Annotated in this window: 16 protein-coding genes, 1 tRNA gene and 1 pseudogene; 17 read left to right on the top strand and 1 reads right to left on the bottom strand. The window is 72.7% G+C overall.

Annotation, left to right across the window (positions count from 1 at the left end; all coding sequences use genetic code 11):
• Positions 1-12: 12 nt before the first annotated feature.
• The 8 genes and pseudogenes from VKV23_02935 (at position 13) to VKV23_02970 (ending at position 8,859) form a co-directional block, all read left to right on the top strand.
• A complete protein-coding gene (locus VKV23_02935; protein HLI14992.1) occupies positions 13-1,752 on the top strand; it encodes a DivIVA domain-containing protein in 1,740 nt (579 codons plus the stop codon).
• Positions 1,753-4,686 (top strand): UPF0182 family protein, encoded by a 2,934-nt coding sequence (locus VKV23_02940; protein ID HLI14993.1) that lies wholly within the window; start codon positions 1,753-1,755, stop codon positions 4,684-4,686. It begins immediately after the preceding gene.
• 347 nt (positions 4,687-5,033) lie between these two features.
• Positions 5,034-5,110 (top strand) — tRNA-Met (locus VKV23_02945).
• A gap of 553 nt (positions 5,111-5,663) precedes the next feature.
• Positions 5,664-6,554, top strand: a complete 891-nt coding sequence (locus tag VKV23_02950; GenBank protein ID HLI14994.1) for a restriction endonuclease — start codon at positions 5,664-5,666, stop codon at positions 6,552-6,554.
• Positions 6,555-6,845: 291 nt separating this feature from the next.
• A pseudogene (locus VKV23_02955) lies at positions 6,846-6,935 on the top strand (transposase).
• A 290-nt stretch (positions 6,936-7,225) separates the two neighbouring features.
• Complete coding sequence (locus tag VKV23_02960) at positions 7,226-7,471, top strand: type II toxin-antitoxin system prevent-host-death family antitoxin (protein ID HLI14995.1); 246 nt, start codon at positions 7,226-7,228, stop codon at positions 7,469-7,471.
• A complete protein-coding gene (locus VKV23_02965) occupies positions 7,468-7,857 on the top strand; it encodes a PIN domain-containing protein (GenBank protein ID HLI14996.1) in 390 nt (129 codons plus the stop codon). Before VKV23_02960 ends, VKV23_02965 begins: the two co-directional genes overlap by 4 nt.
• Before the next feature lie 297 nt (positions 7,858-8,154).
• Positions 8,155-8,859 carry an isochorismatase family protein gene (locus tag VKV23_02970; protein ID HLI14997.1) on the top strand — a complete coding sequence of 235 codons (705 nt, stop codon included), beginning with the start codon at positions 8,155-8,157 and terminating at the stop codon, positions 8,857-8,859.
• A 178-nt stretch (positions 8,860-9,037) separates the two neighbouring features.
• Here VKV23_02970 and valS read toward each other — a convergent pair whose 3' ends face one another.
• Positions 9,038-11,650 (bottom strand): valine--tRNA ligase, encoded by a 2,613-nt coding sequence (gene valS, locus VKV23_02975; protein ID HLI14998.1) that lies wholly within the window; start codon positions 11,648-11,650, stop codon positions 9,038-9,040.
• A gap of 20 nt (positions 11,651-11,670) precedes the next feature.
• Between valS and cysS the strand changes: the two genes are divergently transcribed.
• The 9 genes from cysS (at position 11,671) to VKV23_03020 (ending at position 19,248) form a co-directional block, all read left to right on the top strand.
• Positions 11,671-13,026, top strand: coding sequence for a cysteine--tRNA ligase (gene cysS, locus VKV23_02980; protein HLI14999.1), 1,356 nt, complete (start codon positions 11,671-11,673; stop codon positions 13,024-13,026).
• Between the two features lie 178 nt (positions 13,027-13,204).
• Positions 13,205-13,405, top strand: coding sequence for a cold-shock protein (locus tag VKV23_02985; protein ID HLI15000.1), 201 nt, complete (start codon positions 13,205-13,207; stop codon positions 13,403-13,405).
• A 100-nt stretch (positions 13,406-13,505) separates the two neighbouring features.
• A complete protein-coding gene (locus VKV23_02990; GenBank protein ID HLI15001.1) occupies positions 13,506-14,738 on the top strand; it encodes an MFS transporter in 1,233 nt (410 codons plus the stop codon).
• Between the two features lie 695 nt (positions 14,739-15,433).
• Positions 15,434-16,396: a GDP-mannose 4,6-dehydratase gene (gene gmd / locus VKV23_02995; GenBank protein HLI15002.1), complete on the top strand. Its 963-nt coding sequence runs from the start codon at positions 15,434-15,436 to the stop codon at positions 16,394-16,396.
• 58 nt (positions 16,397-16,454) lie between these two features.
• Complete coding sequence (gene ccmA, locus VKV23_03000) at positions 16,455-17,162, top strand: heme ABC exporter ATP-binding protein CcmA (GenBank protein ID HLI15003.1); 708 nt, start codon at positions 16,455-16,457, stop codon at positions 17,160-17,162.
• Positions 17,152-17,820 (top strand): heme exporter protein CcmB, encoded by a 669-nt coding sequence (locus tag VKV23_03005; protein ID HLI15004.1) that lies wholly within the window; start codon positions 17,152-17,154, stop codon positions 17,818-17,820. Before ccmA ends, VKV23_03005 begins: the two co-directional genes overlap by 11 nt.
• A complete protein-coding gene (gene ccsA, locus VKV23_03010; protein ID HLI15005.1) occupies positions 17,817-18,620 on the top strand; it encodes a cytochrome c biogenesis protein CcsA in 804 nt (267 codons plus the stop codon). The genes VKV23_03005 and ccsA overlap by 4 nt, the downstream gene beginning before the upstream one ends.
• Positions 18,617-18,766 (top strand): hypothetical protein, encoded by a 150-nt coding sequence (locus tag VKV23_03015; GenBank protein HLI15006.1) that lies wholly within the window; start codon positions 18,617-18,619, stop codon positions 18,764-18,766. Before ccsA ends, VKV23_03015 begins: the two co-directional genes overlap by 4 nt.
• Positions 18,763-19,248, top strand: a complete 486-nt coding sequence (locus VKV23_03020) for a cytochrome c maturation protein CcmE (GenBank protein ID HLI15007.1) — start codon at positions 18,763-18,765, stop codon at positions 19,246-19,248. The genes VKV23_03015 and VKV23_03020 overlap by 4 nt, the downstream gene beginning before the upstream one ends.
• Positions 19,249-19,261 lie beyond the last annotated feature (13 nt).

The raw sequence follows: 19,261 nt of genomic DNA on the forward strand, positions 1-19,261 counted from the left end.
AGGCTTTCGGCCGTGCCAGAGGCAGCGACGACCAGGCCGAGCGCCCTCACGCCCGACGACGTCGCCTCGCACGCGTTCCCGACGGCCCGCCGTGGTCTCGACCCCGACGCCGTGCGACGATTCCTCCAGGAGGTCGCGGCGCAGCTGCGGGAGGCGAGCCGGCGGGAGGAGGAGCTGCGGAGCGCGCTCGCGCAGGCGGAGCAGCGCGCGGCGTCGCCCGAGCTCGACGAGGCGGCGCTCTCGGCGGCCGTCGGCAGCGAGACGGCTCGGGTGCTCCAGGCCGCCCACGAGGCGGCCCGCGAGGTCGTGGCGAGGGCGGAGGAGCGCGCCAGGGCGCTCGCCGAGAGCGCCGAGCGCTCCCTGGCGGAGGAGCGGCGGCGAGCGAGTGCGGAGGCGGCCGCCGCCGTCAGCGCGGCGCGCGTCGAGGCGGACGAGCTCGTGTCGAGGGCGAAGGACGAGTGCCGGGCGATGATCGACGAGGCCCGCGAGGCGCGCCGGCGCATCCTCGCCGACCTCGCCGAGCGCCGCCACGAGCTCCACGTCCAGCTCGAGCAGCTGCGCGCCGGCAAGGACGCGCTGGCGGCCATCGTCGAGGAGGTCGCCGGCTCCGTCGAGTCCGTGCGCGCCCGCCTGCGCGGCGCCGAGGAGGAGGTGCGCGTCGTGGCCGACGAGGCCGCGAGGGCCGCCCAGGCCGCGCCGAGCGTCCCCGGGCCCGCCGTGCTCGAGGAGCCCGAGGAGCCCGCGCCGCCGGCCGCGGCGGACGATGCCGGCCTCGCCGCGCCCGCCTCCCCGCCGGAGGCCGACGGGCTCGTTGCGGCGCAGGTAGCGGCGGCGCCGGCGGTCCCGGCAGGGGACGCGCCGGGGACCGCGGGCACCGAGACCGGGCCGTCGCTGCGAAGCGTCGACGAGCTCTTCGCGCGCATCCGGGCGAGCCGCGAGGAGGAGGTGGGCCGGGCGCGAGCGCTCCTCGAGGAGGAGTCGGCGGGGGCCGGTCGACCGGAGAGCGTCGGCGCCGGAGAGCTGGCGGACGACGTCGGCGCTGGCGCGCCGACGCCGCCGGCCGAGGCGGCCAGCCCCGCGCTCGAGGCGCGCGACGAGCACCTCGCCCCGGCGATGCGCGGCCTCGTCCAGGGCCTCAAGCGCGCCCTGCGCCTCGAGCAGAACGAGCTCCTCGACGCGCTGCGCCACCTCCCGGCGCGCGAGCGCCTCGACGAGCTCCTGCCGGGAGCGGTCCTGGCCGAGCGCCTCGCCGGCGTCGCCGGCGAGCACCTGGCCGAGGCGTTCGCGGGCGGTCGCCGCTACGCGGCCGCGCTCCTCGGTGCGCCCGATCCGCCGGGCGAGGCGGGCGAGCGGTTGGCGAGCGTCGAGCGCGTCGCGCGCGGCCTCGGCGAGGAGGTCTCGGCCGAGCTGCGCCGGCGCATCGCCGAGGGGCTCGCGCCCGTGGCGTCGGCCGACGCCGATCCCGCGGCCGCGGTCAGCGTCGCGTTCCGAGCCCTCAAGGGCGCGCGCATCGAGGGCGTCGCGGCCGACGCCGCCACCGAGGCGTTCGCGCTCGGCACGCTCCAGGTGGCGCGCGAGCAGCGGGGGAGCGTCGCCTGGCTCGCCGACGACGGCGGCTCGGCGTGCCCCGACTGCGACGACAACGTCCTCGCTGGCGCGCTGGCGCCGGGGACCACCTTCCCGACGGGCCAGGCGCACCCCCCGGTGCACCCCGGCTGCCGCTGCCTCCTCGTGCCCGAGAAACCCTCGTAGGTGCGGGTCACGCCCGAGGCCACGCGCCCGGCGCACGTGCGGCGCCGCGGGCTCGTCGCCCTCGGCGTGCTCGCCGCGCTCGGCCTGTGCTTCCTCGCAGTCCAGGCCCTCGCCGACCTCGACATCAACTACCTCTGGTTCCACTACGCCGGCCTCGGCGACGTGTTCGCCACCGTGCTCGGCACGAAGCTCGCGCTCGGCACGGTCTTCGTCGCGTTCGCCTTCGGGCTGTTCTGGCTCAACCTCTTCCTCGTCGACAAGGCGGCCGTGCGGGCGCTGCTCACGGCACCGCGGGGCGACCTCGCCGCGCGCTTCCAGGGCGCCGTCGGCCCGCACGCGCTCGGCGTGCGCACGCTCGTCGCGCTCGTCCTCGCGCTCGCGGTCGGGACGGGCGCGTCCTCCCAGTGGCAGAACTGGCTCCTGTTCGAGCACGCGGTGCCCTTCGGGATGAAGGACCCCGTCTTCGGGCGGGACGTGAGCTTCTTCGTCTTCCGCCTGCCGTTCCTCTCCTTCCTCGTCGCCTGGCTCACCGTGGCCCTCCTCGTCGCGCTCGGGCTCAGCGCGCTCGCGCACGGCCTGAACGGCGGCATCAGCGTGCGCACCCGTCCGCACCTCGAGCCCCGCGCGCTCGCGCACCTCTCGGCCCTGGCCGGGCTCCTCGCGCTCGAGCGGGCCGCCGCCTACTACTACGTCGACCGGTTCTCGCTCGAGGTCTCCGGCTCGGGGGTCGTCGCCGGGGCCGGCTACACGGCGCTGCACGTCCGGCTCCCGGCGATCACGCTGCTCGCCGTCGTGTGCCTGGTCGCCTTCGTCCTGCTGACCTTCAACGCCTACCAGCGGACGCTCGCGCTGCCGGCGATCGCCCTCGGTCTGTGGGGCTTCCTCGCCCTCGTGATCGGCGTGCTCTACCCGGCGGTGATGCAGCTGCTCAAGGTGACCCCCTCGCAGAGCCTCCTCGAGCGCCCCTACATCGAGCGCAACATCGCGGCGACGAGGTTCGCGATGGGGATCGACCACGTCGTGTCGCACCTGCTGCCGGCCAACGAGGACCTCACGCCCGGCGTGCTCCTGCGGTACGCGGCGACGCTGGACGCGACCGAGCTGTGGGACCCGCAGCTCGCCGGGTCGGCGTTCTCGAGGCTGCAGGACGCCCGCGGCTACTACCGTCTCACGCCGCCCGCCGTCGACCGCTACGTCGTCGGCGGGACGCTCACCCCCGTCCTCGTCAGCGCGCGCGCCCTCGACCCCGCTCGGCTGGCACGCCCGACCTGGGTGAACGACCACCTGCGCTTCACGCACGGGATCGGCGCGGTCGTCGCCGAGGGCAACGGGGCGTCGGCGACCGGGGCGCTGCGCTTCCTCGTCTCGAACGTGCCGCCGAGCGCGTCGAGCCCGGTGCTGCGCCTCGCGCAGCCCGACGTCTACTTCGCGCCCGGGGAGAACCACTACGTGGTCGTCGACACGAAGGAGCAGTCGGCCGGCGCGACCTCGGGCGAGGTCCGACGCGACTCGGCGGCCGACGCCAGCGACACCGGCATCCCGCTGCGGCCGCTCAGCACGCGGCTCGCGTTCGCGATCCGCTTCGGCGATCCGAACCTGCTCGTCTCCAACCTCGTCACGGCCCGCTCGCGCCTCCTCTACCTCACCGACGTACGCGCCCTCGTGGAGAAGGCGCTCCCGTTCCTCAGGGTCGACGCCAACCCCTACCCCGTGCTCGTCCCGCACGGCCCCCTCGACTGGATGGTGGACGCCTACACGACGAGCGACTCCTTCCCCTACGGGGAGCCCGCGTCGACGAGTGGCCTCGCGGCGACGAGCGGGCTGAAGGGTCGGTTCGACTACGTGCGAGACGCGGTGAAGGTGGTCGTCAACGCCGCCACCGGCAGGCTCGAGGCCTACGTGGTCGCTCCTTCGGACCCGCTCGTCCAGGCCTACGAGCGGATCTTCCCCGGCTTGTTCCACCCGCTCTCGCAGATGCCGGCCGTGCTGCGCGCCCACCTGCGCTACCCGCAGGACCTCCTGCTCGTGCAGGCCGAGATGTACGGCACCTACCACGTCACGAACCCCGCCAGCTTCTACAGCCTGGCGGACGCCTGGGCGCCGTCGCAGGGCTCGGGCGTCGCGGGACCGGGATCTCGCGTCGCGTCCGCCCTGCCCGACGAGCCCTCCTACGAGCTGCTCCAGCTTCCCGACGAGCCCTCCCTCCAGTTCAGCCTCGTCGAGCCGCTGGTGCGCGCCAGCCCAGCCGGGTCGCTGCAGCAGCTCGCCGGGCTCTTCATCGCCGACTCGAGCCCCGCCGCGTACGGGCGCCTCGAGGTCCTCCAGACGCCAGGCCGCCGCCTCGTCGACGGGCCGGGGCTCGTAGGTGCGGCGCTGCTCGGCGACGCGACTGTCTCCCGAGAGCTCGCGAGCCTCGAACGGTCGGGGTCACGCGTCGTCCTCGGCTCGGTCGTGGTGCTCCCGATCGCCGACTCCGTCCTCTACGTGCGCCCGGTCTACGCGGTCTCCCTGCAGGCCGGCTACCCCGAGCTGGCCGCCGTCGCCGTCGTCTACGGCAGGCGCGTGGCGATGGCCGCGACGCTCGGCGAGGCGATCGGCCAGCTCTTCGGCTCGAACGCCGCGCTCGGCGCCGGGCCGTCGACGAGCGGCGGGGTGACGGTGCCGAACGCGGCAGGCGCTCTCGTCGCGACGGCGCTGCACGATCTCGACCTCGCCCAGGCCGCGCTCGCTCGAAGGAACCTCGGGACCTACCAGCGCGACGTCGCGGAGGCGGTCGCGGCGCTCACGACGGCGAACCGGCTCTTCAGGGTCGCGAAGTCAGCCTCGTCACCGTCGCAAACCACACCCGCGGCGGCAGTGCCGGCACCCGCGGGTGCCGGGACGAGTAGTCGGGGGGGTGCAGGACCCGTCGGCAGGACGCTCGAGGCCGGCTGAGGTGGCGGCCGGCCGTATCTCTCGTCCGGGCGGGCACAAGGGAGGAATCGGCAGTCGGCTCACTTCCGGACCGCCGAGCCCTCGGAGGCTGAGCCGGCGAGGATGGCGGCCAAGTGCCGATGGTTCGCCTGCGAGACGGCGGACGAAGAATCATCGATTGGCGCGCCCTGCCCGCGCGACCCGGAGCTCGTCAGGGCCGAGAGCTCCGGCGCGGCGCGCGCTCGCCCGGTGTCCGCTTTGTCGAGTGCGTCGATGTCGTCACGCCGGTGGCTGGCGACGGGTGCCCGTCCGACGACAGCTGCGCTGCTCGGTCGGGTATCGCGGTGCTGCTACACTGACGACAGCGCCGCGGGGTGGAGCAGTCTGGTAGCTCGTCGGGCTCATAACCCGAAGGTCGCAGGTTCAAATCCTGCCCCCGCCACCAGGAGGTCTTCACGTTTGACCTCGCTCCATCCTCACGTTTGGGTGTGACACCCTCGGGCGGCCCCTCGGTGGGCCGTTCGTCGCTTCCGGGGCGTATCGAGTCCGTGGCGGACGAGACGACCTCCGAACGCGGGCGTGATGACGGCGGTGCGTTCGGTGCGGTGCGGACGAGCTCGGCAAGGGTCGGCTGCCGACGTGCTGGCGGTCTCGGCTGGCGTGGTGTGCTTCGCCCGGCCTCCTCGAGCTCGTGGGCCTCGAAGGCGTCGACGAGGCCGAGGTTCACGACCACGGAGGCACACGCGACGAACAGGGCGAGCGGGGTGAGGCCCGTGAGCTTGCACCAGCCGCGCACGTCGAGGTTGATCCGCGCTGGGTCGTCGAGGTGAGAGTTGGAGTGCTCGACGGCGCTGCGCCTGCGTAAGGCATCCTGCGAGCGCATCCAGAAGACTGCAGCGGCCATCGTGCCGGCCTTCGAGCCCGCAGGACAGGAGGAGGACGCGGCGTAAGCCGTCTCCTCCTAGCTCGCCTGCGGCGTGCTGTGCGACAATCGGCTCATGGCAGCCACGACCATCCCGCAGTATCACGAGCTGATGTGGCCAGTGTTGACTGCTCTCAGGGAGTTGGGCGGTTCTGCCACGGTCAAGGAGATGTACGAGCGGGTCGTTGAAGACGAGCACCTCTCCGAGGACCAGCAGGCTGTCTCGACCAAGGATGGCCGCATGTCCGAAATTGAGTACCGCCTCCACTGGGCGAGGACTCACTTGAAGGGAATCGGCGCGATCGAGAATAGTGCTCGTGGTGTGTGGACGCTAACGGAGAAGGGCCAGACGATCACGCCGGACCAGATGCGGGCCGATACGAAGGCGTATCGAAACGAAGTGCAGCGGCGAGCGAAACAGAAGCAGGCTTCGAATGACAGAGCCGCGGAAGCTGGCGATGAGGAGTTGGAGACCTGGAAGGACCAGCTCATCGCCCGGCTCCTCATCATCCCGCCGGATGGCTTCGAACGACTCGCTCAGCGACTGCTTCGTGAGGCTGGATTCGTGAACGTCACGGTGCTCGGGCGAAGCGGGGATGGAGGCATCGACGGCGTCGGGGTGTACCGATTGTCCTTCGTCTCGTTTCCCGTCTACTTCCAGTGTAAGCGCTACAAAGGAACCGTGACGGCAGGCGCGGTCCGAGACTTTCGAGGCGCCATGGCAGGCCGTGGAGAGAAGGGTCTCCTCATCACTACCGGTTCCTTCACCAAGGACGCTCAGAACGAGGCCAGTCGTGACGGAGCTCCCCCTGTCGAGCTGATCGACGGGGATCGGCTCTGCGACCTCCTCCGTGACTACCGGCTCGGCGTGGATGTCCGAGAGCGCGTCGAGTTTGAGGTTGCGCTCGATTCCTCGTTCTTTGACGAGTACGATTCCGCCGATGCTGCCGGTCTGACACCTGCGTGAACCCCGTTGCAATGCGTGTCACCTGATTGTCCCCCTCTTCCGAGGCGTCATGCCCCTCGGGATGGTTGGCTGATTCGTCGCCAAATCTCTGCCGGGCCACGTCGTCGTTGACGTGGTGTAGATCGTCTACGAACGCCCTACGGTCATCGTTGCTCTTCCCCGGTATTAGCCCGCTGCCCCTTCGCTGCAAGGATTGCGTCCCGCTGAGTGGTGGGGATCACGATCTCGAATCCCTAGGGCTCGGTGGGATGCGATCTTGACCCCCGCTCCCATGGCCGGTTAGGGTTCAAAGAGCGGCTGAACCGGGAGATCTGTCGCAGGACCGACATGGTCGGTGTCTTCCCTGATCGGAGCTCGATCATTTGGCTCATCGGCGCCGTCTGAGGTCTGCACGTAGACCGAAGCCGTTGTCCACAAAGTCCTCGCCAACCGGACCCCGGGCGCCGTCGTCACGAAGGAAGCCGGGGCCCTCTCGGTGATGGGCTTGACCGTCATTGACGGGCAGATTGACGAGATCGAGATCCTCCGCGACCCCGCCCGCCTCGACTGCCTCGAGCCCTCTGGTTCGCGCGGCCGCCACGAGGGGCGAGCGGCAGCTCTGGCTACGTCGTGACCGGCTGTCCCTCCGGCGGATCGGACACGTGTGGTAGCAGTTCTGCTACCATATGGACGTGGGCAATATCGCACAGAAGGAGTTGCGGAACAACGTCGGCCAGGTGCTCCGTCGGGCCGAGGCCGGCGAGATCATCACCGTGACCGTCGCCGGTCGTCCCGTGGCCGAGCTCGGCCCAGTGCATCGCCGCCGGTGGGTTCGCGGTGCTGCACTCGCCGCTATCTGGCGTTCAGAGGCGCCACGAGGGCTGGAGGTCGACCTCGAGCGACTGCCGGCCGGCGTCGTGGACCCCTTCGCTTCGTGAGGGCCCTACTCGACACATCGGTGCTCATCGGGGAGCTGCCCCCGCCTGAGGAGGTCGAGGCCGCGATCAGCGTCGTTTCGATCACCGAGCTGCACTTCGGTGTCCTCATCGCTGACGACGATGACGAGCGGGCGCGCCGCATCGCTCGGCTCTCAGCGATCGAGGCGACGTTCGACCCCCTGCCTGTGAGCGTCGACATCGCGCGTGTCTGGGGTCAGCTCGCCGCCGCGGTGGCCCGTCGTGGTGGCAACCCGAGACGGCGTGAGCTCGACCTCGCCATCGCGGCCACCGCGCGCGTTGAAGGAGTGCCCCTCCTCACCGAGAACGTTGGCGACTTCCAGATCATTCACGACCTCGTCGACGCTCGGCGACTCTCCGACCGTTAGTTCGGAGCGAGGTCGTACGAACGTGGAACCAGTGTCCCGATTGGGTGAGGCTCCGGGGGCGCCTCCGAGGAACCCAGGGTGGTTCAAGGCCGCCGGAGGCCCGACCCTGCGGCCTGACAGCGCTCGTCGCCGAAGAGCACCGCGTCGGGCCAGTTCCGTCCAGTTCAGCGACGACGCCGTCAGCATCCCGACGGCCAAGCACCCGTCGATGTGTAGACCGACCACCGCTGTCGGACGAAGCAGGGGGAGCGCCCTCGAGCACCTGACCCCCCCATTGGCCACACTCAGAGCCAGGGAGTGCAGAGCCAGGCCGTCGCGAGCTTCGATTATCAGAAAGCGCGACGTTCGTGTGATCGACCACAGGGGAATCGCAGCTGCCCGCCGCTGCGCCATATCGTCGGCAGAGACATGATGCCGGTTGCTTATGATTCGCAGACAGCCTTGGTCGTGGTGGACCTCCAGAATGACTTCGTCGACCCGGCCGGCTCGCTCTTCGTTCCGGGCGCCGACAGACTCGTCGAAGCCGCCAACGCCGAGATCCGCGACGCCCGGGAGGCGGGTGCGCTCGTCGTCTACACGCAGGACTGGCATCCGGCGCAGACTCCGCACTTCGTCACGAGCGGCGGTCGGTGGCCGGTCCACTGCGTCGCGGGGAGCTGGGGAGCGCAGTTCCAACCAGGACTCACGCTGGAGGGTGAGGTAGTACGCAAGGGCACCGGGGGAGAGGACGGTTACTCTGCCTTCAGTGTTCGTGACCCAGCAACGGGCCGCACCACCTCGACGGAATTGGAGGCGCTGCTGCGTCGGTGGGGCATCGAACGGGTGGTGGTGATCGGCGTTGCCACCGACTACTGCGTGCGCGAGTCGGCACTCGATGCGCTCCGCCTCGGATTCGACGTCAGTGTGATGACGTCCGCGGTGCGAGCGGTGGACGAGCCACCGGGCACGGGTGACGCAGCTCTCGCGGAGCTCGCCGCGGCCGGGGCGCACCTCGTCCCGTGATCCACTGACGGACGCGAGTGCAGAGCCCTCTCGCGCGCGCCGGCGTCGATTGGACCGAGCCTGCCTCATTGCTCAAATGGCTGCCGAGGCCGCGCGCTCCGACCGAGGGGCGGCACCCGGTGGTAGTGGGGGGCGGTGGAGCGACGCGCGAGGGCGCGGGAAGAACCGGATCGGTCCTTCAGATCCCGAGGACGACCTCCGCGCCGAGCTCATAGCCAGTCGTGTACTCGATCCTTCGCACGCGGCCTGCGTCGACGAGGTCGGCCTCAGCGAGGCGCACGAGCTCGAGGACATGGTCGGGCGCGCGCACGGTGAGGTGCTCGACCTCGGCGCGCATCGACGCTTTCGCCTGTGTCTTCGCCCGCCGTACCTCGCCGAGCACGGCGCCGGTGTGGTCGAGGAGGGCAGCTGGTACGTCAGGCCCGGGGGCCTCGAGCTCGGCAGGATCCGGCCAAGGAGCGCGATGGATGGAACCGTCGTGCCACCAGGACCAGGCCTCCTCGGCGACGAAGGGGAGGAATGGCGCGAACAGCCGCAGGACGACCGAGAGGGCGGTGCTCAGCGCGTGGCGGGCAGAGTCGGCGCCGCTGCCCTCCCCGTAGGCGCGGCCCTTGGCGAGCTCCAGGTAGTCGTCGCAGAAGGCCCAGAAGAACTGCTCGCTCACCTCGAGCGACCGGGCGTGCTCGTACGCTTCCATCGCCTCGGTGGACCTGGCCACGACGTCGCGAAGGCGCGCGAGCATCGCCGCGTCGAGCGGCTCGAGGCGCTCCGGAGCGCCCAGGCGCCCCTCGCAGCGCCCGAGCACGAACCTCGTTGCGTTGAGCAGCTTGATGGCGAGTCGTCGTCCGATTCGCATCTGCTGCTCGTCGTAGATGGTGTCGACGCCGAGGCGCGCCGATCCCGCCCAGTAGCGCACGGCGTCGGTGCCGTGGCGCTCCAGGAGATCGGTCGGCACGACCACGTTGCCCTTCGACTTCGACATCTTCTTGCGCTCCGGGTCGAGGATCCACCCGGAGATCGCAGCGTCTGACCACGGCAGGCAGCCGTGCTCGAGCTCGGAGCGCACGATCGTGGTGAACAGCCAGGTGCGGATGATCTCGTGCGCCTGGGGCCGTAGGTCCATCGGGAAGACCCGTGCGAACAGGTCGGGATCGTCCGCCCACTGCCCGGCGATCTGGGGGGTGAGGGACGAGGTGGCCCAGGTGTCCATGACGTCCGGGTCGCCGACGAAGCCCCCCGGCTGGCCGCGCTGGGCAGGTTCGTAGCCGTCGGGTACGTCCGTCGAGGGGTCGACGGGCAGGGAGGACTCCGACGCGAGGATCGGGTGCTCGTCGTCGACGCTGCCGTCGGGCTCGACGGGGTACCACACCGGGAAGGGGACGCCGAAGAAGCGCTGGCGCGAGATGTTCCAGTCGCCGTTCAGGCCATCGACCCACGCCTCGAAGCGGGTTCGCATGAACTCGGGATGCCAGATGAGCGCTCGACCTGCCTCGAGGAGCTTCTCGCGAAGCGCCAGCGTCGACACGTACCACTGTCGGGAGGAGACGATCTCGAGCGGGTGCTCGCCGCGCTCGTAGTGCTTCACGGCGTGCACGATCGGGCGCGGCGCGCCGAGGAGCTCGCCGGACTCGCCGAGCAGCTCGACGACGCGCCGGCGCGCGTCCTCCACGCGGCGCCCCTCGAGCTGCGCGTAGCGGGCGCGCGCCGCTGCTGGGTCGCGAGACTCCCAGCCGGGTGTGCCGAAGGGCGCGGGACCGAGGCGGCCGTCGCGCCCGACGACGGTGCGCAGTGCGAGCCCGAGCTCTCGCCACCACACGACGTCGGTGAGGTCGCCGAAGGTGCACACCATCGCGATACCGGTCCCCTTCTCGGGGTCCGCGAGCGGGTGGGCGAGGACTGGGACCTCGACGCGAAACAGCGGCGTCAGCGCCTTCGACCCGACGAGCGAGCGGTACCGGGGGTCGTCAGGGTGCGCGACGAGACCGACGCACGCCGCGAGCAGTTCGGGTCGGGTCGTCTCGACCTCGATGGGGGCGCCGCCGTCGGCGCGGGCAAACGCAAGGCGGTGGTAGGCGCCGGGGATCTCGCGGTCCTCGAGCTCGGCCTGCGCGACCGCCGTCCGGAAGTCGACGTCCCACAGCGTCGGCGCCTCCTGGCGGTAGGCGTCGCCGCGCCGGACCATACGGAGGAACGCGCGCTGGGAGGCTCGGCGCGCGGCCTCGCCGATCGTCGTGTACTTCGTCGTCCAGTCGACGGAGAGCCCGAGGCGGCGGAACAGGTCCTCGAACGCCTGCTCGTCGGTCGCCGTGAGCTCGTGGCACAGCTCGACGAAGTTCGGGCGGGACACCGCGACGGGCGGGCTCGGCGGATCGCTCGGCGCGATGAAGCCGGGGTCGTAGGGGAGGCTCGGGTCGCAGCGGACCCCGAAGTGGTTCTGGACCCGGCGCTCGGTCGGCAGGCCGTTGTCGTCCCAGCCGATGGGGTAGAAGACCTCCCTGCCTCGCATGCGCCGGTAGCGGGCCACGATGTCGGTCTGGGTGTAGGAGAAGACGTGCCCGACGTGCAGCTGGCCCGACACCGTCGGCGGCGGCGTGTCGATCGAGAAGATCTCCTCGCGCGGTCGCGTCCGGTCGAAGCGGTACGTGCCCGCCGCCTCCCAGGCCGCGATCCAGCGAGCCTCGAGGCCCTCGAGGGCGGGGCGCTCGGGCACCCGCCAGTGCGCCGCCACCTCGAGCGTGCGCACGCCCCGGGCGTCCGGACGCGCCAGGCCGTTCGGGTCATCGCTCGGCATCGGCCTAGTACGGTAGCCGTGTGCTGCGGCTGCACGACACAGCGCGTGGCCGGGTGGTCGAGGTCGCCCTGCGGCAGCCGGGGCGGGTCGGCATGTACGTGTGCGGGCCGACCGTGTACGGCCCGCCGCATCTCGGCCACGGCCGCTTCGCGATCGTCTTCGACGTCCTCCGCCGCTACCTTGCGTGGCGCGGCCTCGAGGTCGACTACGTCTCCAACGTCACCGACATCGACGACAAGATCCTCGACCGGGCTGCCGCAGAGGGCCGGAGCTGGCGAGACGTCGCGAGCGAGTTCGAGGCGCAGTGGTGGGACGCGCTCGCCGCGCTCGAGGTGCTCCGGCCGACGAGGTCCCCGCACGCGTCGGAGTACGTCGACCAGATGGTGGCGCTCGTCGGGGAGCTCGTGGGAAGGGGGGCGGCCTACGAGACCGACGACGGCGTCTACCTCGAGGTGGCTCGCGTGCCCGGCTACGGGCTGCTCGCCCACCAGAGCCTCGAGTCCCTGCGGGCCGGGGCGCGAGTCGAGGTGCGCGAGCACAAGCGTTCGCCAGCGGACTTCGCCCTGTGGAAGAAGGCGAAGCCGGGTGAGCCGTCGTGGCCCTCGCCCTGGGGACCGGGCCGCCCCGGTTGGCACACCGAGTGCGTCGTGATGGCGCTGGCGCTCCTCGGCGAGGGGTTCGAGATCCACGGCGGCGGCCAGGACCTCGCGTTCCCCCACCACGAGAACGAGCGCGCCCAGGCCGTCGCCCTCGGCAGGCGCTTCGCCGGCCACTGGGTGCACAACGGTTTCGTCGAGGTCGAGGGCGAGAAGATGTCCAAGTCGCTCGGGAACTACACCACGCTCCCCGAGCTCGTCGAGCACGGGCAGGCGCGAGCCTTCCGGCTCCTCGTCCTGCGCGCCCACTACCGCTCGCCGCTCGAGGTGAGCGAAGCGGCACTCGCCGACGCCGCGAGCGCGCTCGAGCGCCTCGACGCGCTCGGGCGCCGCTTCGGCGAAGCTCCCGCTCCGGCCTCGACGGACGCGTCGAGGGAGCTCGTCGAGACGTTCCGGGAGGCGATGGACGACGACCTGGACACCCCTCGCGCGCTCGCGCTCCTCTTCGAGGCGCTCCGTCGGGCCAACGGCCTCGCGGACAGCGGCGAGCGCGCGCCGGCCGCGGCGCTCGCGGACGGCGTCGTCGGCTGCTTCGCGGTCCTCGGCCTCTCGCCGCAGCGCGCCGCGCCCCCCGACGCCGCGGCGCGGGAGCTCCTCACCCGGCGCGAGGCTGCCCGGATCGCGCGCGACTTCGACCTCGCCGACCGCTTGCGCGCCGAGATCGAAGCCCTCGGCTGGCGGGTCGAGGACACCGCGCAGGGACCCCGGCTGCGCCGCTGAGGAGCGTGCCGGCAACGTGGGTGACGCCGGCGGCGTTTCGCTGGTAGCCTGCGCAGTGAGAGAACGCGGACCGTCGACGGTCTGGCCGACCTCTGCGGCCCGGCAGGGTCCGGTGGTCCGCCGCCGTGGCCCGATCCCTCTCGCTGTACGCATCACCGAAAGAAGGGGGATCGCCGAGGTGGCGACCGGAACAGTGAAGTGGTTCAACGCCGAGAAGGGCTACGGCTTCATCTCGCAGCCCGACGGGGCGGACGTCTTCGTCCATCACTCCGCCATCCAGATGGCGGGCTACCGCACCCTCGAGGAGGGCCAGGCGGTCGAGTTCGACGTCCAGCAGGGCCAGAAGGGGCTGCAGGCCGCGAACGTCCGGCCGGCCTGAGGCTCGTGCCCCGGCGCCCGAGGGCGCAGGGGCACGCCGAGCGGGCGAGGGCCGGCGCCGCGATTTGACGGCGCCAGCTCCCGCCGGTCCACTAGACAGCGTGGAGCTTCGTGGCGCGCGCTCGGGCGCGCCCGTGCATCGGTCCGGCGCGGGGCTGGGCGCGCTGCGGATCGTCGTCGCCGTCGACTTCCTCGTCTTCGGCCTCACCTTCCCGATCCTGCCCCTCTACGCGCGCCACCTCGGGCTGCCCGTCGTCGCCGTCGGTGCCCTCGTGGCCACCTACTCGCTCGCCCAGCTCCTCGCCGCGCCGGCGTGGGGCCGCGTCTCCGACCGGCTGGGCCGCCGTTCGGCGCTGCTCGCGTCGCTCGCTGGCAGCGCAGCCTCGAGCCTGCTGATCGCGCTCGCTCCGGCAGGGTCCTTCCTCTTCGTCGCGGTCGCCGTGAACGGCGCCTCCGGCGGGAGCATCGCCGTCGCCCAGGCCTCCGTGGTCGACGTCGTTCCACCAGCGGACCAGTCGCGGGCTCTGGGTCTGCTCGGCGCCGGGATCGCCGCCGGCTTCGTCCTCGGCCCCGGCCTCGCGGGCCTCGCGGCCCTCGGTGGTGCCCGCCTACCCTTCGTGCTCGCCGCGGTCCTCGCCGCGGCGAACGCCGCCTACGGGACGCGCCATCTCCCCGAGACGAGGCCGGCCGCAGCGTCCGGGTCGGCTGCCTCCGACCCCCTTCGGTCCACCGTGCCCAGCGGGCGCGTCGCGCGTGCGGAGCTGCTCGGGGTGGTCGGCCTGGCAGCTGGAGCCTTCGGGATCTTCGAGGCCACCTTCGCGCTCGTCGGTCGGCGGCACTTCGGGTTCGGCGAGTCGGGCGCCGGCCTGTGCTTCGCGCTCGTCGGGCTCTCGATGGCGTTCGCCCAGGCACGCGGCGTGGGGCCGCTGGCCCGCCGGCTCGGGCCTGCCCGCACCGCGCTCGCCGGCGGGGTGGCCTTCGCCGTCGGGCTGGTGTGCGTCGCGCTCTGGGCGAGCTGGTGGACGCTCGCGGTCGGGCTCGCCCTCGTCGGCGCGGGCAACGGAGTCATCAGCCCGGTCGTCGTGCCGGCCCTCGCCCGCAGCGCCCCGGCCGCTGGCCGCGGCGCGCTGCTCGGCCGCCAGCAGGCCGTCGTCAGCTCCGCTCGCATCCTCGGTCCCCTCCTCGGCGGGATCGTGCTCGCCGGGTCGGGGACGCTCGCAACGTACGCGCTCGCCGCAGCCGTGGTGCTCGCAGCGCTCGGCCTCGTCGGGTCGCGCCGCGCCCGGGCGCTGCTCGGGGCGACCTCGGCCGCGCTGGCCCCCCTCGCACGCTGAGCAACCCGGGCGGCGCCCGAGGACGGCCTCGGCGGAGCCGCTCGGCTGCCCCGCTGGCCCAGCTCGTGTCGATCCTCGCTCGCCTCGAGGGCCGTTGCCGACCGGGCCCGCGTCCTTGCGCACGAGCGCGGCGCGCACGGCCGGCGCTCGCCCTCCAGAGGACCGCTCGAGCCGGCGCGAGGTCCCTCTTCGCGCCGGACCGAGGCGATCGGTGCGGGCGAGGCGCATCGCGTCGTCGAGGCGGGCCGCGCGCCGGTCGCACCGGCCGAGGACCTCGAGCTCGACGGTGTCGGGCTCGGCTGCGACGAAGCGCGTCGCGACGCGGCCGTCGCGGCCCGGGGCCATCGGGACCGTGCGCCAGAGGACTCGCCGCGGGGAGGGAACCGAGCCCGAGCTCGCTCGATCGCTCTCCCGTGGGCGAGGGCGTCGGCTGCGCCGACCTCGCTGCGCAGGCCGTCCTCGCGCGAAGACGCCTCGGTCGACTGCGGCACGGTGCCTCGAGTCGCGACGCCAGCGGCTCCGTCGGCTGGGGCGAGGCATCCCGCCCCGGCCTGCCTCCTCGTCGCCGGCCACCGCACGCATGTGGGCAGCGCAACCTTCCGCTGCGGCGCACCGCGCCGAGTGGCCGTCCCCCCGCTCCGACCTGGCTCGAGGGGCTCCTTGCCTGGGTGCGCCGCTTCGCCTAGAACAGGGCAGTGCCGCGTCGCGCGCTCATCACCGGGATCACCGGTCAGGATGGCTCGTACCTCGCCGAGCTGCTCCTCGAGCAGGGCTACGAGGTGATCGGGATGGTGCGGCGCTCGAGCACGGTGAACTTCGAGCGGGTGGCGCACATCCAGGACCGGATCACCTTCGTACCGGGCGACCTGCTCGACGAGATGTCGCTCATCGACGTGCTGCGCGAGTGGCGGCCCGCCGAGGTGTACAACCTCGCGGCGCAGTCCTTCGTGCAGACCTCCTTCAGCCAGCCCGTCTTCACCGGCGAGGCGACCGCGCTCGGCGTCACCCGGATGCTCGACGCGATCCGCTTCGTCGACCCGGAGATCCGCTTCTACCAGGCGAGCTCCTCCGAGATGTTCGGCAAGGTGCGCGAGGTGCCCCAGACGGAGCTGACCCCCTTCCATCCGCGCAGCCCCTACGGGGTCGCGAAGGTCTACGGGCACTGGATCACCGTCAACTACCGCGAGAGCTACGGCCTCCACGCCTCGTCGGGCATCCTCTTCAACCACGAGAGCCCTCGGCGCGGCCTCGAGTTCGTGACGCGCAAGGTCACCCACGGCGCGGCGCGCGTCGCGCTCGGCCTCGATCGGGAGCTGCGCCTCGGGAACCTCGACGCCAAGCGCGACTGGGGCTTCGCCGGCGACTACGTGCGCGCCATGTGGCTCATGCTCCAGCAGCCCGAGCCCTCGGACTACGTGGTCGCTACCGGGCAGACGCACTCGGTCCGGGAGCTGTGCGAGATCGCCTTCGCACGCGTCGGTCTCGACTACGAGGACTACGTCGTCGTCGACGAGCGCTTCTTCCGTCCGGCCGAGGTCGACGTCCTGGTCGGCGACGCGAAGCGGGCACGCGCCGAGCTCGGCTGGGCTCCCGAGGTCGGCTTCGTCGAGCTCGTCGAGATGATGGTGGACGCCGACCTCGCCCAGCTGAAGAGCTAGCAGACCGGCCGCCGCTTGGCCGAGACGTCGCCCCTGCTCCTACCATGGGGCCGTCCTCATGACGTTGGCCGTGCGCTTCCGTGACGCCGTCTCGCTCGCCGGACGGTTCCCCCTGCTCGCAGGCGTCTCCCTCGACGTCGCCGAGGGGGAGGTCGTGCACCTGCGCGGGCCGAACGGCGCCGGCAAGACGAGCCTGCTGCGCGCGTGCGCCGGCCTCGTGGCGATCGTCTCCGGCGAGGCCGTCGTGCTCGGGCACGACCTGCGCACCGACCGCCAGTCGGTCCGGCGCGACGTCGGCCTGCTCGGGCACGCGGGCTTCCTCTACGACGACCTGAGCGTCGAGGACAACGTGACCTTCGCCGTGCGCGCGGCGCGCGGCGACGTTCGGCGGGTGGCTCCCGCGCTCGAACGACTCGGGCTCGCCGGGCGCCTCAGCGCCGTACCGGTCGGCCAGCTCTCCGCAGGGCAGCGCCGGCGCAGTGCCCTCGCGGTCCTCGTCGCCCGTGCCCCGCGCCTGTGGCTGCTCGACGAGCCGCACGCCGGCCTCGACGCGCAGGGCCGCTCGCTCCTCGACGCGCTCATCGCCGAGGAGCGGGCCCGCGGCACGACGCTCCTCGTCGCCTCGCACGAGCACGACCGTGCCGGCGCCATCTGCGACCGGGTCGTCGACATCGCGGGCGGCTGCGTGCACGCGCCGGTGACGACGACCGCCGAGGTGCCTGCCGCCGTCGCCGTCCTCGAGGGGGCGGGACGCGATGTGGCGTGACGCGCTCCTCGTCGCGGCGAAGGACCTGCGCGTCGAGTGGCGGTCGCGCGTCGCGCGCAACCAGCTCGTCCCGTTCGCGCTCGCCGTCCTGCTCCTGTTCGGGCTGGCGCTCGGGCCCGACCGGGCCCTCCTGCAGTCGAGCGCGGCGGGGCTGTTCTGGGTGGCGGTGCTCCTGGCGACACTGCTCGCCGTGCAGCGGAGCTTCGCCATCGAGTCCGCCGACGACGCCCGGGACGGGCTGCGCCTTTCCGGCCTCGACCCCGGCGGCATCTTCGTCGGCAAGGCCGCGGCGATCGCCGTGGAGCTCGTCTGCCTGGAGGCGGTCCTCGGCGTCGGGGCCTCGGTGCTCTTCGACGTGCACCTCGGCGCGGCGCTCGCCCTCGGCGCGACCTGCCTGCTCGCCACCGCGGCCCTCGCCTCGCTCGGCACGGTGCACGGCGTCGTCACCGCGGGGGCGCGCGCGAGGGAGACGCTCCTCCCGCTGCTCTTCCTCCCCGTCGTCGCCCCGGTGCTGATCGCCGCCGTGAAGGCCTCGCGCGCCGCGCTCGACGGGCACCCGGGGGCAGCGGCCGGCTGGCTCGACCTCCTCGGCGTGCTCGCCCTCGTCTACGGCGCGCTCGGCACGGTCGCCTTCGGGCCCCTCCTCGAGGACCAGTGAGCACGGTCACGACTCGACCTGCGCGGGCGACGGCGCCCGGTGCCGACGGGGGAGCGCCGCCGCGCCGGCCCGCCCCCCCCAGGTCGCGGGGGCTGCGCCTCCTCGGCGTCAGCGCGCTCGCGGGTGTGGCGGCGACCGTCGCGCTCGGGCTCTTCGTCACGCCGCCCGACGAGTTCATGGGCAACCTCGTGCGGCTGCTCTACGTCCACCCCCCGATGGCGTGGGTGTCGTTCCTCGCCTACGGCGTCTCGTTCCTCGCCAGCCTCGGCTACCTGTGGCGCCGCACGCGCACGCTCGCCCTCGACCGCCTCGCCGGCTCCTCGGCCGAGGTCGGTGTCGTCTTCACGGCCCTCACCCTGGTCACCGGCTCGATCTGGGGCCGGCCGACGTGGGGGACGTGGTGGACCTGGGACCCGCTGCTCACGACGACGGCGCTCCTCCTCGTCGTCTACCTCGGCTACCTCGCCCTGCGGGCGGTGCCCGCGACGCCGGAGGTGCGCGCGAGGCGCGCCGCCATCGCGGCGCTCGTCGCCTTCGTCGACGTGCCGGTCGTCTACTTCTCCGTACTGTGGTGGCGCAGCCTCCACCAGGCCCCCACGGTCCTCGACCCCACCACCCACCGGACCTACGTCCACGGCTCGATGGCCTGGACGCTGCTCCTCGGCTTCGTCTCGTTCACGCTCGTCTACGCGTGGCTGCTCGCCCACCGCTACCGGCTCGCCGCGCTCGCCGATCGCCAGGCCGACGAGGGCCTCGCCGCCGCGCTCGCCGAGCGCCGCGCCGAGGCGGGCGCGCCGTGAGCGGCTACATCGAGGCCGGCTACCTCGCCGTCCTCGTCGGCCTCGGCAGCTACGGATCGAGCCTGCTGTGGCGCGAGCGGCTGGCACGCCGGCGCCTGCCGCCGGAGGACGCCGGCGAGCGGCAGGCGGCGGGGGAGGACCGGTGAGCGCGACCGCCGAAGCCGTGGCGCCGTCGCCGGCGCGCGTCCCCTCGGCGCGCGCCCGTCAGGTCCGCCGGCGCCTCCTCGTCGTTGCGCTCGTCCTCGCGGCGGCCTTCGGCCTGCTCATCGACAAGGTGCTCACCTCCGCAGTCGTCTACTTCAAGACCGCCCAGGAGGCGCTGCGGGCGCGCGCCACCCTCGGCAACGCCACCTTCCAGCTCGAGGGCGTCGTCGTCCCGGGCTCGATCGTCCGCCAGCGCGGCGCCCGCCTGCGCTTCGTCGTCGCGTCCGGGCCGGCGCGGGTGCGCGTCGAGGAGCGGGGCACCCCGCCTCAGCTGTTCCAGGCGAACATCCCGGTCGTCCTCGTCGGCCACTTCGTCGGCTCGAGCGACCTGTTCGCCTCCGACCAGATCCTCGTCAAGCACTCGAACGTGTACATCGCCGCCCACCCCGGCCGGGTGCGGGCCCCGGACGGCTCGGTGCGCTGAGGGACCTGGCGGG

The sequence above is a fragment of the Acidimicrobiales bacterium genome, assembly GCA_035294085.1.
Taxonomy (GTDB): Bacteria; Actinomycetota; Acidimicrobiia; order Acidimicrobiales; family Bog-793; genus DATGLP01.